Below are 16182 nucleotides of genomic sequence, written 5' to 3'. Positions count from 1 at the left end.
ATTGATCCTCTCCCTGTTCCGTCAGGATGTCTTTGTTCCGATTAATCCCTCAGTGTGTTTATCAATGGGTTGATTGGTCACTCTGTTCCGTCAGGATGTTTTTGTTCCGATTAATCCAGCGGTACGTTTCCGCCCATCGTGTTATACGTTTCTCTTACGATGTCATAGTCCTCATCGGACGCTTCACGAATCGCATCCCAGTTGTATACTTCATTCATGATCTCAATCATTTCCTGGTCGTCATTGAAGCTCAGGAATGCCTCTTTAATTTCCTGAGTCAGTTCATCGTCAAGGGCAGCTGGAACGGTAACAGTGTCATTCGGAATCGGATCCGTATAGCCGATGACTTTTAATTCTTCCATAATGTCCGGATAATCCTCTGTCAGGGTCTCCCGGACATCTTCAAAGGTTGTTCCGATGTCAGCCTGGCCATTCAGAACAGCAATGGCTGTGTTGTCATGACCGCCGGTTTTCAGTACCTTTTCAAAGAAATTTTCTTGCAATTCTGTGGTATCTTCGATGTCAAATTTTTTCATCAGCTGGGCAGCCGGATAGAGGTAGCCGGAAGTAGATGATGGATCACCGAAGGCCCAGATCATATCACCAGCATGCTCCTCAAGATCATCCAGACTTTCCAGCGGAGAATCAGCACGGACGACATACTGGGCCCGATAGGTAACGCTGCCGTGACGTTCAGACTTCAGCAATACTTCTACGTCATATTTGCTGCTGGCCAGTACATAGCCAAAAGCCGGCAGGAAACCGATATGTACCTTATTGTTTCCCATGGCTTCAACAAGGGCGCTGTAACTGGTCACTGTTGTAGCTTCTACTTCTTTTCCCAGAATTTCACCCAGTTTGTCTGCCAGCGGCTTTGCCGTATCTGCTATTTTTTCAGAATCCTGTGACGGGACAAAACCCATGACCAGTTTATCAGGGTTCAGGTTTTCATCTGAACCGGAACCTTCTTCACCACATCCGCTGATAACAGCCAGAAGCAATGCGGCCAAAATCAGGAAGCCTATTTTTCCAGTCATTCGTTTCACTGTAAAAATTCCCCCTTATATTCATTTTCCTACTAAAATTATACGATTTTATCAGCACAAAAACTATAAATATTTGGACTTTTTTACATATTATTAATATTTCCGAAAGAGTGCCAGTCACTTGTCGAAAAATCTTTAAAACACCTGGATTTTCTAAAATTATTATATATTTCTTCAAATCAGCCCGATTTCGGCCGGTGGACAAAGTTATGGGTTTTTTAGCAAGGTAAATGAATGGGAAAAAGGTTCAGGGGAATATGGATAAATATTTTCTTCAAACAGGATTAATAAAGCAAAATAGAAGGGTTCCAGGGGAATGAACGGTTGGAAATATGGCAGTGGGACTCGACCATTTTTTCCCTAATCTGTGAAAAGGGAAAAAGGCAGTCACAAATAAGTGCTAAGGTTACTCTCCTGTAATTGAACTATAATCCAAAAAACCTTTTCCCCCGGTGAGAATTACAATTTCACATACCAGATTCTTACAGTAACTTTAGACTTAATATATGGACAAAAATCCAATTGATATAAATAAAATTAAGTGATAGAAACATTAGTACAAGATCGCGTCAATAATTTTTGGGAAGAAACTAGGGTATTCTTCAGTTTTGCGTTTGTTCGATCCATCTTCCCTAAAATCAGATTTTATCTGAGAATACCCTACCTTTTTTTCAGTAAAAAACATCATTTGCATAAACTTTTATAGGTCATCTAGTTAAATGATAAAATTGGTATTTCTCAATTTTTCCCCACAACTACTCAGCGCTTCTTCATCTGCAATTACAGTAACATTAGAATGTCTATGAAGAACGGAGGCAGGGAGGTCAATAGAAATGGATTTCTCCATTAGCTGCCTCATAACAGGCGCTTTTTCGACACCTGATGCCAGTAACAGTATTTCTCTGCTTTGCATAATGGTATTGATACCCATAGTAATGGCATTTTCAGGGACCTCAGAAGGGGATTGGAAAAAACAGGCGTTAGCTCTTCGTGTTGAAGGCGACAATTGAACAACGTGGGTTTTGCTGGAAAAAGGGGTTCCAGGTTCATTAAATCCAATATGACCATTTCTTCCAATTCCCAGAAGTTGAAGATCAATTCCTCCTAAATCCTCTATAAGCTTTTCATACTTTTCACATTCATGATCCAGATCTTTAGCGTTGCCATTTGGAAGGTGGATATTTTCTTCTTTTAAATCAATCAGATTGAATAAATTTTTCTTCATGAATGCGTGAAAACTTGCAGGATGATCGGAAGGAAGTCCGACATATTCATCCAAATTGACGGTTTGAACATGATAATAAGATGTTTCGTTTTTCTGATGATCCTCAATTAAAAGACGATACGTTCCAAGGGGAGTGCTGCCGGTAGCCAGACCCAAAACGGCATGCGGGTTATGTTTGACTTGCTCAATTATTTTCTTTGCTGCTATTTGGCTTAAATGATCGTAATCTTTTGAACGGATTAATCGGATCACTCTTTCACCTCCCAGGCAATATGTCCACGGCAAATCGTGAGAACGACATTACAGTTTTCATCCAGTACCGTTACATCTGCATCCTTTCCGGAGGCAAGGCTTCCTTTCCGATCAAAAATATTCAGCTGTCTGGCCGGGTTTTCCGCGGCCATTTGAATGACATCCTTAATTTCTGCAGATGTGAAGGTCATCATATTTTTGAAGGATTCATTCATTTTTAAAATGCTGCCTGCCAGCGTTCCATCCTTAAGACGGGCTCTATGTCCGTCCACCGTCACATTCTGTCCTCCCAGGTCATAAGTTCCGGTTTTCAGGTATTTAGCCCGAATCGCATCCGTTATTAAAATGATTCCTTCTTTCCCTTTATTTTTGTACACAAATTCCAGAATTTCAGGTCTTGTATGGATACCATCGGCGATCAGCTCAACTTTCATTTCGGAATGAATCATGGCGGCACCGACTACTCCAGGTTCCCGGTGATGCAGTCCCCGCATTTGATTAAACAAATGCGTTGAATGGTTCGCTCCTGCCTGAATGGCTTGAACAATCTTGTCATATGTAGCATCGGAATGACCAACGGAAGGGACCACGCCTGCTTCCGAAAGAAACTTGACCAGTTCCAGCCCCCCATTCTCTTCAGGGGCAAGGGTAACCAGGCGAATGGAGTTTTGGGCTTTTTTCTGATATTTTTGAAATAGAGAGACATCCGGCATTGTAATATGGGATTCAGGCTGTGCACCGGCCCTCTTTCGTGATATAAATGGACCTTCCAGATGCACGCCAAGTACTTCTGCCTGTCCTTCGGGCTGCTTTTTCATAAATTCACCTGCATTTAAAAGTGCCCGATTAATGGCATCCTCAGATTGTGTAATCGTAGTTGCCAGAAAGCTTGTAGTTCCCTCTTTGGGCAATATAGATGCAATCGTATTCAGAGCTTCCGGAGTGGCGTCCATGGTATCCGCTCCGCCCGCTCCATGAATATGGAGATCGATGAACCCCGGTACTACCGATAAGTTTTCAGATAACTCAATGATCTGAAAGTCACCCGACGGCAGTTCCCTGCAAAATCCAATATCAGCAATTTTACCTTGATCGATCAGGATATAACCGTTTTGGATTTCATGATGCTCCTCGTAAATCGTTCCGCCTTTCAGAATGAGTGATCTGTTCATTCTACAAACTCCTTTAAAGAATATCAACCTTATCAGGCCAGTGCAGTTCGATCCCTTGTTTTATCAGGAGAGCCTGAAAGTCTTTTAATTTTTCTGTATCATAATTGATGTCAAAAGGAATCAATGTATATTCTGCACAAAAGGCTGCCAGAAATCCTGCTGATTCTCCGATATTCCATTCGACAGGATGGACACGAAAGCAACCATTGGTGATATGGGTAGACCCTATATTTTTTCCTGCAGCAATCAAATTCTTCATTCTTACCGGAATTAAGCTGCCTAGAGGAATTTCAAAGGGATAACTGGGTGCATAAAACAGCTGATGAGTCAGGGTAGTAGGATGCAGGTCAATACGGTAAGCACCTATACCCACAGAATTATGCCACCTTTTCATCCCTTCCCTTAGTTCTGCATTAATATCCTGCTCTTTTACAGTTGTCAAAGCTTTTATTCTTCGTGATTCCCGTATATACGGATGCTTGGCTAGACCATCTCTGGTTCCTACAACATCTCCCCGAAGCCGTATTCCGGGATAACCTCTTCCTCCATCAGGTCTCGGGGCTTCTGTCTGTAGCCAGTAAATAAGCGAAAGTGTCAACTGGCGTGCACCTTCAAGATGTTTTTTTCTTTCTTCTTCGGACACCCCGTAAATAGGACCAAGCATATAATCATTCTGGGGCCAGTTTATTAAAGTGATATCCCCCTCATAAAACCCTGTTTTGAATAAAGAAGAATCAATAATTCTTCGGTAATCCCAAAGAGAAATACCCTCTCCGGGAAACATAGAAAATCTCTTGGCTTTCCCGGTTTCTGCATCAGGACCGTACCAGCTTAATTGATTGTGACTGAAAAATTCTGGTCTGTAGTGACGCCAGAACTCATATTGTTCCGGTTTTTCAATCGTGTAATTGCCGTCTTCTATATAATCTACTGCAGCTACATGTGTGATCGGCTGCATATCCAGGGGCAAAGGGCCGTCATCTCTAGCATGGGGCTCTTCTGTCTCTGATTTTGCCTCTGCCCCCATGACATATTCAGCATGAACAAGAGGAAGAAGATCACCGCACTCCGTTGCATCTATGAAAAACTTGCCGTTAAGCTTTGTCCATTCTCCCGATGACAGATGTTCAACCAGGACATAATCGATAAAATCTCCATTTCCTTTTAATTGCGCTTTGACTGGTTTTGTGCAAAGCAAAAGTATTATCATACCGCTGCTGATATATGGGGTCAGCATATGATTCAGGACGTGCAAAGATACAAGTGGTTCATGAGCAATTCGGGTGACCCATGCATTTCCGGGGTTTAATTGTTTGTGTTCCTTTACTGATTCAGACACGGGATAATGTTGAAGGTAAAAGTCCCTGATACTGTTCCGAAATTCACGGTATGTACGGGTGCAGCCAAACTCTTCAATCCACTTATGTTCATCAGGGGGTACAGCCTGAGCAGTCAACTGACCTCCAATCCAGTCCGTTTCTTCAGTCAAAACGACTTTTTTCCCCATTTTGGCTGCGGAAAGGGCGGCAATGGTTCCCCCAATTCCCCCACCCAGTATAACAATATCCCGGGTAATCTCCTCCATGCTCTCACCTCCTCAATCTTTTCCGTTAACCTCTGAATTTTCAATCAGCAGAATTCGAATGCCCATTTCAAATGTCCGTTTCCACGGAAGGAAAATCTCCTGAGGAATAACCCTGTTGTTATGAATCAATTTCTGAATTGAAGGTTCCTTTATAAAATGGCTGAATTTGTCCAGAAAGCATTCTATCGCATATGCTTCAAGGGCTGATGTATCTACTTTGGCTTCATCTAAACACTGGCGAACTTCATCTCTCACAACGGTTTGGTACAAATAATCCTCGAGAATCCTGAGCAGAATTTGTTCCTTAAGAGGTTTGCACATTAGATCTAACCCCTGTTTTTTCCTCAGGTAAACCATCGAAGCCTGTGCCACAACTGTTCCAATTGTATTGCCTGCTGTATTCCATGCAGCAAAACCGATAAGATAATTTAATAAATCTTTTTCTGCCAGTACACGGGAAATCATAGCCGGATCGGCACCATTGGCATAGGCCAGATCAGCTATAGCTACAGGATAATCCTTTCTCTGAAAAAAACGGATTTTTCGTATCCACTCGCCCAAGTTGCGACCGCTGGTATCTGCATATTCCAGATCTGCCTGCAGTGCTAGGTCACCCTGCCTCTCACCGGGAACATTGACGGCAAGAATCAGGTCGGCCTCCCCTGCTGTGTCGGATAGAAAACTTCCGGAAGCATAGATTTGACCTTTTACTGATTCATAGATGGGGCGATCTTCATATAGTGCAGGCTTTAATTTTCCTGCTTCACCAGAAAAAAATGCATAAAAAACCGGAGGGGACACTTGTTCTATTTCCATGATGGATCTGGCTGTTAACATGGTCGCCACTTCATCCGCCCCGGGGTAAATCAAAACCTTATGAAAAAGCCTTTTCTTTTCAATTTCAGCTGACAGAAATTCCTGTTCCATAATATTTAGGCCATATTCGGACGTATCATCCTGCGGAAAAATTAAAAGATCGATATCCATTTCCTCAACTTTATCCAATAGTTTTTTATTAATCTTGAAATTTCGCTCGCGGGTTTGAAGATAGTCGAGTAAAATATGATCAGGAATTAAGTCTTTTAATTGTTCAACTCTTATCTTTGCTTCCTCAGAAGAAGTTTTCTTATATCTGTGATACTGATAGGAGTATTCCCAGATTTCCCTGCCATATCTGTCCCAGTAGTCCTTTTCCTCTTCATTTACATAGCTGTTGGAAATCCGCATAGTGGAACTGAATGCGTAGATCTTTTTTTCAGGGTATCGCCGTTTTATTGCCAGTACCTTTTCAATTCTATTCCAGACAGATGAAAAATCATCTTCAATAACGCGTGATGGCACAAGTCCACCATAGCCAATCATGTCCAGGGATACGATAAATCCATCTACCTCATCAGCTACAGAGGAGATCCACTCTAGAATGTCATCTCTTTTCCCGGGTGTTTTTAAGAAACCAAGTAGTTCACAGTCTGGAACCAAAACTTCCCACCCGGCGATTGCAGCGATTTGCCCCGGGAGTTCACGTGTGATTGGCCTCGCATCTAACGGAATAAGCGCCAGCTTGCGTTTCATTTTGTTCCCCTCTTTCATACGGATCTGTTTAAAGCTGATCCTTGTTCACTGATACAAAATCAGCTATAAAAAAACTCTTTGTTATCCTTTTATAGCGCCTTTTGTTGCACCAGAGATAAAGTAGCGTTGCAAAATGATAAAAATGGTCATAATCGGGATGACGCTCAGAATGGATCCTGCAGCAATAATTCTCCAATTGGATGAAAACAGCCCCGTCAATTTTTGAAGACCGAGCGGAAGGGTATACATCGACTGGTCATCCAGGACAATTAATGGCCACAGAAAGTCTCCCCATGCCATAACAAACGTAAAAATAGCCAGCGTTACGATAGAAGGTTTGACCAGCGGCATCAGTACCCGCCAGAATATCTGGAAACTGTTTGCTCCATCCATTCTGGCAGATTCATCAAGTTCATGCGGAACAGATAAAAACGCCTGGCGCATTAAAAATACTCCGAATGCAGTGGTTGCATGGGGGAGGATTAATCCGGCGTATGTGTTTTTGAGCCCCAGATCTAGGGCTAAGATATACACAGGAATCATTAATAGCTGAAACGGAATCATCATGGTTGAAAGAATGAGTATAAAAATAACATTTTTTCCCCTGAACTTCATTCTGGCCAGGGGGTATGCTGCCATCGAACAAAAAATAATATTCAATAACACTGTAAAAACAGCTACTATAACACTATTCATTAAATATCGCCAAAAAGGAAAAGCTTCCAGGGCAGCTGGAAAGTTACTCAGTGTAGGACTTTCCGGAATGAATTTTGGCGGATAAGCAAAAATATTTTCATTTCCCGATTTTAAAGCCGTTGCAAATAACCAGACAAAAGGCCCCACCATAATGGCCATAATCAAAAGCAACAAAACATAGTTAACTATGATTTTGCCGGCTTTTATAATAGATTTCTGCAACGATGACAATTGGGCAGATGTATGCGTTTCTGTTCCAATTTTATTATGCTGGGTTTTCAACTAAATCCCCCCTCAGGCAACAGATTGCTCTTTTTTTCGTGCAATCAGTAAATTTATAATTGAAAAAACCAGTGTAATCAGGAAAAGCACTACACCAGCTGCACTTGCATAGCCCATGTTCAGCTTGTCAAAAGCCTCCTGATATATAAAAAACACAAGTGTCTTTGAGCTGTTTAATGGTCCTCCACCCGTCATGATATAAATTTCTTCAAATACTTTCATGGCAGCTATGGAAGACATTACAGACACAATTACTATGGATGGAGTCAGCATCGGAATGGTGATCCTGATGGTTTTTTGCCACCAGCTGGCACCGTCAATCGTTGCTGCTTCATACAAATCATCCGGGATAGCCTGCAAACCTGCAAGATAAATAACCATGTAATATCCCAACCCCTTCCATACGGTGACGGCCATAACAGCAAACAGCGCCGTATTTGTGGAAGTCAGCCAGTGTACAGGATCATCGATGATCCCAATGCTTTGAAGCAAAAAATTCATTACACCGTTTTCGGCATACACCCATTCCCAGGCGATCCCTGCCACCACCCAAGATGTAACAACGGGAATATAATAAGCCGAACGAAAAAAGCCGATTCCTTTTAGCTTCTGATTTACTAAAATCGCCAGAAAAATAGGAAGAATGACAAGAGCAGGAACCACGCAAACTAAATAAATTAATGTATTTGTTAGGGTTTTCCAGAACAGATCATCTTGAAACAATGCTTCATAGTTTTCCATTCCAACAAAGTTCGGGGCCGGAACAATCATGTTATAATCCGTAAAACTCAGCCAGATTGCCTGCAGCATCGGATAAAAAATAAAAGCTCCTAGTATCATACATCCGGGCAGCAAAAACAAAAATGGTGTCCATGGCTTGAATTTCACCGTACCCCCTCCTTCCGAACAGAATCCAGGGCAAGCCTCGCGGCACCATATATGCCAGCTTCATTGCCAAGTTCAGCAGGTTTTATCCGCAGTGGAATTTTATACCTTTTTAGTTTCTCTTCCAAAAGGCCCCAGAACATCTTACTTGATTCAGCTACTCCTCCACCGATAATGACTAAATCAGGGTCAAGTCCGTTGGAAATCGTAACAAGGAAAACAGATAAATTTTCCAGATATTCTTCAACTGTTTGCTCAGCTTCCCTGACTCCCTCTGAATACAGTTCAAAAACTTGTTTTCCATGACTAACTGCCGTTAACCCATTTTGACGTGCCATTCTGATCAGGGCATTTCCGGACAGGTACTGTTCCACACAGCCATTCAATCCGCAATTACACTTTATTCCCCCCGGTACAAGGATTGTGTGACCCCATTCACCGCTGTGAAAATGATGGCCATGGACTAACATTCCGTTTATACAATTGGCGCCGCCCACACCGGTTCCAAGTGTCAGCATAACTACTGTATTTTCAACATAATTAGCCCTCTTCCACAATTCTCCCATCAGAGCGGCATTTGCATCATTTTCAACAAATACCGGCACATGATATCGTGTGCCAATTTCTCTTTTTAGATTGATTCCCTGCCAGCCTTTCAGATTATCTGTTGCATACAGCACTTCACCGGTTTCAGGGTTTACCCGTCCTGCCGTCCCTATTCCAATAGCATCAGCAGCATGCTTCTCAGTCAGTTTATTAATCATAAGACATAAGGATGAGAGTATCTGTTCTCTTCCGTCTGATGATTTTACTTTAATTTCCAATTGATCCAGTTTATCCATGGTTTCCGTTATGACTGCACCTTTTATAGCTGTACCGCCTATGTCCATTCCTAAAACATTCATTTTGTCACCCGCTTAGTAGATTTTATTAATCACTGCCCTGGCCGTCAGTTCCTTGTATTTTAGAGATTGTTCCTTATTTCTTAGGGCGATTCCGGTACACAGCAAGTCTATGATAAATAGTTGTGAAATTTTTGCCGCCAGGGATCCCCCCTCGAGAGGGGACTCTTTTCCGCCGCTTAGAAGAACTAAGTCAGCAACTTTAGTAATAGGGGAACGCGCATGGTAGGTTATGGCTATAACGGAAGCCCCGCTTTCTTTTGCCAGTTTCAAAGAATCAATCGTGTCCATGGTACTCCCGGAAACACTGATGCCGACTACAATATCATCTTTATCCAGAGTTGCGGCTGTCATCGCCTGAATATGAGAATCAATCACAGCTTCTGTTCTTTTTCCGATCCGCAAAAAACGATTTTTAGCATCCAGTGCAGTTAAACCAGATGTACCCACTCCGAAAAAAAGAATAGAGTTTGCCTTTTCCATCATATTTAGAGCCGTTTCAAGTTTATCCTCACTGTTTAATGCAACGGTTTCCTCAATGGCCTTCACATTATTCAGAGCAATTGATTTGATCATACCTTCCTCAGTTTCATGATTTTCTTCCGGGCTTCCTAGATCCTTGGCAATGGCCAGCTTAAATTCCTGATAGCCTTTGAATCCTATTTTTCTGCAAAATCTTAAAACCGTTGTATCACCAACATCTGCTTCATCTGCTAGATCTGTTACTGAAAAATACATGACTTGATCCATCTTTTCGAGAACGATTTCTGCTACTTTCTGTTCAGATTTGGTTAATGAAGGATAATAACTATTTATAACTCCTGTCAACCTTCCTTTCACTCCGATTTTACCTGCTTCCATTTTCATCACCTCTATTTATATATTTCACGAATCTTTTGGTGATTTCCTGCGGCCTTGTAATGGCTGATCCGACAACAACCGCATGGGCTCCCAGCCTCAATGCCTCTCTGGCCTGTTCCGGAGTGCGAATTTTCCCTTCAGCAATGACAGGAATGTTCAACTCGCTGCCAAGCCTTCTGACAAGTTCAAAATCTGGTTCACTATTTTGTACGGAATAAGAAGTATAGCCAGATAAAGTCGTTGAAACACAATCAAACCCAAGTCTTTCGGCCTTAAGTCCTTCCTCATAAGTCGATACATCAGCCATAACCGTCTGGCCTCTTTCCTTAGCGTACTGGACCAGTTCTTCAACTTTTTCACCGCCAGGACGATATCTGTCCGTACAGTCCAGTGCTAACATTTCGATGTCTGCATGAATTAATTGATCAATTTCCTTTTTTGTTGGGGTAATGTATACATCACTGTCTGGATAAACTTGCTTGATCAGACCGATAATGGGCAGTTTCGTTACTTTCTGAATTTCCTTAATATCTTCACAGCCATTGGCACGAAGACCTGCAGCGCCGCCGATTTCTGCAGCGAGTGCCATTTTGGCCATCGTATCCGATCCATGTAATGGCTCCCCTTCCAGGGCCTGGCATGAAACAATCAATGATCCTTTTATCCGCTGAAATAATTCCTGTTTGTTCAATTGCTACACCACCACATCCGTCTATTGTTAGAAAAAAGAAGAAGGGGAAAGGGCTCCCCATCTTCTTCAGTTCATGTTAGTTGCTTAAAATCTCATTCCATTCCTGTTCTGCTTGATCCAGTGCTTCATCTATTGTCATTTCCCCAAGCATAGCTGCCTGCAGGGCTTCAAATATGGAGGTTTTGAGATCTTCATAATTTTTCATCGGCGGAACCAGCACTTCACCATTTTTTAATTGGCTGGCAGAAACAATTCGGGCCCTGTCAATAGGAGTCGGATTTTCCGGAAGCTCATTAAAGAAAGGATCATCAAGGGCTGATTCAATTGAAGGCAGGATCGGAACAATCTTATCAAATTCTATTTGATTCTCTGCATTTGTAATAAATAGTGCAAACTTTACTGCTTCCTCCTGATGATTGGACTGTTTTGGAACAACCAGGTTCATCGCATCTACCTTCATTTTCCCAGTTTTTCCGGTGATTTGGGTAGAGCTTCGGGTAGCTTCCAATATTTCTGGCGCATTCTCTTTAACTGTATTTAGGAACTGTGGACCAGAAGCCAGAATAGCCAATTCTCCCGCCTGGTACATATCAATAGCTTTTCCATGACCTTCGGTAAGAGCTTCTCTTGGGATTAGCTCATTCTGGTATAAATCGACGAGAAACTGAAAAGCCTTTTTCCCTTCAGATGAATTAAAGGCTGCTCTGGTCATGTCTTCATTGGTCAGATCAGCCCCCATCATAACCATTGTTTCAAGTAAATGGCTGCCATCAAGTGGGGGGAAAAATGCATATTTGCCTGTTTCTTCTTTCATGGTTTCAGCAACTTCGTAAACCTCATCAAAGGTTTTTGGCGGATTATCAGGGTCGAGTCCGGCTGCTTCAAACATGTCTGCATTGTACATGGTCAACTGAGTGGATAAATACCATGGAATTCCGAAGGTTTTTCCGTTAAATGTGTTCGATTTCCAGACTCCTTCAAAATAATCATCCCGTATATCAGCAGGTACAGCCTCATCCATATTTACTAATGCATCAAGTTCTGCTAACTTTGAGGCAAACTGAGGGTTTAAGTTGGCAACATCTGGAGCTGTTTCCGATGCAACTGCAGAAAGAATTTTCTTTTCCATATCTGCCCATGGGACATCCACCCATTTCACCTTAATATTGGGGTTTTCCGCTTCAAAATCTTCAATTACACCATTGATGTAGTCATCAAATGTCGGAGAAAGTTGCATGGTCCAGAATTCAATTTCGACCTGTCCAGAATTGTCTCCCTCCTCCTGATCCTGTTCATTATTCTTATCCGACGTCTGCTCGCCTGAATTGTCCGAACATGCTGCTAAAAAAAACATTAGCCCAAAAAACAATAGAAACGTTAAAGCTTTTTTCATTTAAATCCCCCTCAAATAATTAATTTTATACTTACCTACTTCTCAAAAAAGTAAGATAATGCCCGTACCAAATCATTTCGCCAGAACTCCCAGCGATGTTCTTCATCTTCCTCATAATAATCTGTCCGAACTTCCATTTGTTTCAACTTGTTGTAAAGCTTTCTGTTTTCAGTCAAAATGTCCAATTTTTGGCCTGTCAAAGGCGACTCAAAATGATCTTCTTTCAGACCAACTACCTGGTAAACTTTCCAGTGATGTACCTGCTCACGGTTTAACCCTTCCAGGAATTCCACAGGACGATATGCTGCAGACTGCAATAGCAGATGTGTGAAACGCTGGGGACAATGAGAAGCTAAAGACACAGATGCTGTTGCTGCAAGGGAATCTCCTAACATGCCAATTTTATGTATCCCTTGATTTTCGGAGTTAAAGAACGGAAAAAATTCTTGATGAAAAAACGTAAGAAATTTCTGGTGTATGGGTTCGTCCTGATGATATAGATGATATCTTTCCCATGAGTCTCCCGGATGAATGAATAGAATATCTATTTTCCCCTGAAAATTGCCATCTCTTATGGTCTTACCAAATGCAGCTTCAAAATTTCCAAGCTCAAGGTAGTTTAAACCATCGTGGACAAAAAGGAGATACTGCTGCCCAAGATTGTCAGTATGACACTTCAAATGGAAGAAATTAATCTCCTTGCGCAAAGAATGGCTGAAGAAAACACATTCCTTAATAGAGTAAAATTAAATCTCCCCCTTTGTAATTGGTTTGATAATAATTTAACATAAATATTCCGAAAAATAAATATTTTTTTCATTTTTTAAATATTTAGCGGAGATATCCTCCAAAAATTACAAAGTATCGATTAACAGATAAAAAAGCTGCCCACAAAGGGCAGCAGTCTGAGTTCGAATCATTTTTCTGAATAAAAACTAGCAGATTAACATACACACAAATGATGTGCCAGATAACCGGTTATTGATCTTGTCTAATCATCTTTAATAGCCCGGGAATTTTATGCGGAGGTTTTGATGGGTTTTTAAATTCTTCTTCAAGAATATACCACCATCCATATTCCTCAAGGTAAACAAGATCAAACAGCATAATTCCATGAGCATTGTCCATAACGGTACGTAGGGCTTTTCGAAATTGTTCTGGATTATTCTCGTACTGTAATAAGTACAAACTGCCATACAAAAATGTTGCTTCATTAACCACATCCATAGCAATGTCCACAGACCCTTCAACGCTATACCAATCTGGGTTTCCTACTTCCACAGCTTCTTCTCGCGTTACTTCACTGAAATAGTTTCCAGTCATTAAAAAATCCAATGTTTCAGCATAACCGGTTTTATGATAATCCGGACTTGCCCAGTCATAATCAGGTTGATACGTGTTCGAAGCCCAGTTGACCCCTTCACTAAAGTAAAGGGGATACCAGGAACCAACATAAGTGCTAAAGAATAGATCTGAATCATGACTGTGTACTAGCTGCTCCGCCTTTTTAAAAAATGATTGTATATTCCCGGCTCTCCATTCAATCCATTTCTGGTAAAGAGGACCAGGTACAATTTGCTGACTTTCCCCGGTAAATGTGATTTTATAAATATCTTCCGGCCAATTTTCAACCGTTTCCCCGATATATTCTTCAAACTTGTCTCTGCTCAAGTCGCTAAAGTCAGCATGGATATTCGAATAACGTGCACGATCCAATACAATTCCATCTACGTCATAATTTTCAATTATTTCTTGTATAATGCTTAACTCATAGGTTTGAACATCTTCTCGAATTGGATTAACAAATGTGGAAAATGTCGGATATTCAGAGGCTGGTACTAATTTAGTTTCTCCTTTAGACAAATCAATTGTTTGACCAGGCTTTAAATTAGATAAAATCCATTCTCTTGCCTCTCCATGCCCTGATAGCACCATACCATTTTCTGGAATATCAAGTGGCGGGGCACCGTTGATTCTATCAACAATTTTAACTACTTCTCCATCGATAATTTGGACTTCAGCTCCCCATTGATTTGTCGGGGTCTTGTCGTACTGAGAGGGTGTGTAAAGAACCAGTTCATTTACACCTCTCGTTTTATTTATCCCGGTAATCTCATAAAGGCTCCCATTTTCAGCTTCTGCTAGCCTAACTTCCATGTAGAAAATGGACTGCCAATCAGGATTCTGAAATGCCGGACCATCTTGATACTGGTTATTCCCTTCGGAAAACACGTTAACATTAGCATGTACATCTATTCCCTTTTCATGAGCTGCCTTTATAACTTCCTCAAGTAAATCGTAACCTTCAGGGAATTTTTGATATTCTGGAATGCTTGAATTACTCATATGGGGTGCTATCTCGCTTATATACCCAACATTCCCCGTGTAATTTTTAACATCTAATATTATTGTGTCTATATTTGCATCAGTCGTTTTCTCTACTATTTCCCTTACTTTATCCGGAGTGTCGAGATTTTCAATATTTGCAGATAGATCATACCACAAGATCTTTGCTTTTTTCCCCTGGTTTCTTTCCAGGTTCGTCATAACTTCTTCCATTGCTGTTCGATCGGCTGCTAAAACTGGAAAAGCTAAAAACAAAATCAAAAAGAAACTCACTACAATAGTGAAATTTTTTTTCAACCATTTTCCTCCTTTAATATCCCCCAGACAGTATATTGGAAAATTCCTCCTTTATGAAAATATTAGGGGTTTTTAAAGATATTAACATAATTTTTTGAATTATGGAAACATTTTTCGTATTTAAAAATTTTAGTGGAATATACCTCCATCTAAACATATTAGAAGGCATAATCTATTCTTATAAATTTTTGAATACTTTTACCTTTAACAGGTCAGGGCGTTAAATAACTATCAAACATACGTAGGATAATTTAAAAATATATTGGACATCTATCTTGTATTTAAAGACATTTTAATCAACCAGTAATGTTCGTAATTTTTAATGATGCTATATCCTGACTAGCCTTTTATCTGATTCTCACCCCGAACACCCCTTTTTAGCACTTTAAACTTTTTCGGTCTCCGTCAGCTCTGTTTATTCCCTGTTTCCGCGAGTTTCACCCTGATTTCATGCTCAAAATCCAGATAATCATGGGTGTACAGGTAAAGTCTAATCAGGTCATTCGCTTCCATATAAGCTATCCGGTCCCTGAACAGTCCCATCGTTACAAAGTGATAAATCGCGAGCCGCTCAAACAAATGAACCATATAATCGTTATCAGACCGCAGAGAATCTTCCGTATCAAACAAGTATCGTTTCCCTTCAACCTCCACTACACCAAAACCGAGCCGGATGGCCGGATCAATGTCTACCTCCTGAACGTCAATGACAAATTCTTTCATGTGATCAACATCATGGATAGGCATAAGACTATATCCATCAAACCCTCGATCTTCCAAATACCTCTTAAAAACAACCTCACTGATGTCAATATAATCGGATTCTTTCGTTCCAGTGAAAGAGAAAAATGGATATCGGGAATAATCCTCCTCATCCATCACCGCATAGGACAAAATTTTGCCCTTTTCCGGATTAATTTTCGTAAAACGCATATCCATCTCACCTTCCTGACAATAATTTCACATATATATGGCTA

The 16182-nt window shown here is 41.0% G+C and carries 14 protein-coding genes; all 14 read right to left on the bottom strand.

Features of this window, described 5'->3' with window-relative positions; genetic code table 11:
- Positions 1-110 precede the first annotated feature (110 nt).
- A complete protein-coding gene (locus tag EDD68_RS08525) occupies positions 111-1037 on the bottom strand; it encodes a phosphate/phosphite/phosphonate ABC transporter substrate-binding protein (protein ID WP_132371853.1) in 927 nt (308 codons plus the stop codon).
- Positions 1038-1761: 724 nt separating this feature from the next.
- Positions 1762-2520, bottom strand: a complete 759-nt coding sequence (gene nagB / locus EDD68_RS08520) for a glucosamine-6-phosphate deaminase (RefSeq protein ID WP_132371852.1) — start codon at positions 2518-2520, stop codon at positions 1762-1764.
- Complete coding sequence (gene nagA, locus EDD68_RS08515; RefSeq protein WP_132371824.1) at positions 2520-3695, bottom strand: N-acetylglucosamine-6-phosphate deacetylase; 1176 nt, start codon at positions 3693-3695, stop codon at positions 2520-2522. Before nagA ends, nagB begins: the two co-directional genes overlap by 1 nt.
- Before the next feature lie 13 nt (positions 3696-3708).
- A complete protein-coding gene (locus tag EDD68_RS08510; RefSeq protein ID WP_132371823.1) occupies positions 3709-5280 on the bottom strand; it encodes an FAD-dependent oxidoreductase in 1572 nt (523 codons plus the stop codon).
- A 12-nt stretch (positions 5281-5292) separates the two neighbouring features.
- Positions 5293-6852, bottom strand: a complete 1560-nt coding sequence (locus EDD68_RS08505; RefSeq protein ID WP_165902118.1) for a DUF4127 family protein — start codon at positions 6850-6852, stop codon at positions 5293-5295.
- A gap of 81 nt (positions 6853-6933) precedes the next feature.
- Positions 6934-7830, bottom strand: coding sequence for a carbohydrate ABC transporter permease (locus EDD68_RS08500; protein ID WP_243646809.1), 897 nt, complete (start codon positions 7828-7830; stop codon positions 6934-6936).
- A 12-nt stretch (positions 7831-7842) separates the two neighbouring features.
- Positions 7843-8718 (bottom strand): carbohydrate ABC transporter permease, encoded by an 876-nt coding sequence (locus EDD68_RS08495; protein WP_243646808.1) that lies wholly within the window; start codon positions 8716-8718, stop codon positions 7843-7845.
- Entirely contained in the window at positions 8715-9620 is a 906-nt protein-coding gene (locus tag EDD68_RS08490; protein ID WP_132371821.1) for an ROK family protein, read from the bottom strand. Before EDD68_RS08490 ends, EDD68_RS08495 begins: the two co-directional genes overlap by 4 nt.
- Positions 9621-9632: 12 nt before the next feature.
- The gene (locus EDD68_RS08485) at positions 9633-10478 is read right to left on the bottom strand and encodes a MurR/RpiR family transcriptional regulator (protein WP_132371820.1); all 846 of its coding nucleotides are present in this window, start codon (positions 10476-10478) and stop codon (positions 9633-9635) included.
- Positions 10465-11169 (bottom strand): N-acetylmannosamine-6-phosphate 2-epimerase, encoded by a 705-nt coding sequence (locus tag EDD68_RS08480; RefSeq protein WP_132371819.1) that lies wholly within the window; start codon positions 11167-11169, stop codon positions 10465-10467. The genes EDD68_RS08485 and EDD68_RS08480 overlap by 14 nt, the downstream gene beginning before the upstream one ends.
- A gap of 76 nt (positions 11170-11245) precedes the next feature.
- Positions 11246-12562: an ABC transporter substrate-binding protein gene (locus tag EDD68_RS08475; protein ID WP_132371818.1), complete on the bottom strand. Its 1317-nt coding sequence runs from the start codon at positions 12560-12562 to the stop codon at positions 11246-11248.
- A gap of 35 nt (positions 12563-12597) precedes the next feature.
- Positions 12598-13269, bottom strand: coding sequence for an alpha/beta hydrolase-fold protein (locus EDD68_RS08470; protein ID WP_279388244.1), 672 nt, complete (start codon positions 13267-13269; stop codon positions 12598-12600).
- 271 nt (positions 13270-13540) lie between these two features.
- On the bottom strand, positions 13541-15205 hold the full coding sequence (locus EDD68_RS08465) for an alpha amylase family protein (RefSeq protein ID WP_132371816.1): 1665 nt from the start codon (positions 15203-15205) through the stop codon (positions 13541-13543).
- A 405-nt stretch (positions 15206-15610) separates the two neighbouring features.
- Positions 15611-16138, bottom strand: a complete 528-nt coding sequence (locus EDD68_RS08460) for a hypothetical protein (protein ID WP_132371815.1) — start codon at positions 16136-16138, stop codon at positions 15611-15613.
- Positions 16139-16182 lie beyond the last annotated feature (44 nt).

The organism is Melghiribacillus thermohalophilus (genome assembly GCF_004342905.1).
In the GTDB taxonomy this organism is placed as follows: domain Bacteria; phylum Bacillota; class Bacilli; order Bacillales; family Alkalibacillaceae; genus Melghiribacillus; species Melghiribacillus thermohalophilus.
The sequence above is the reverse complement of the archived record's forward strand: the minus strand, read 5'-3'. Positions and strand labels throughout refer to the sequence as shown.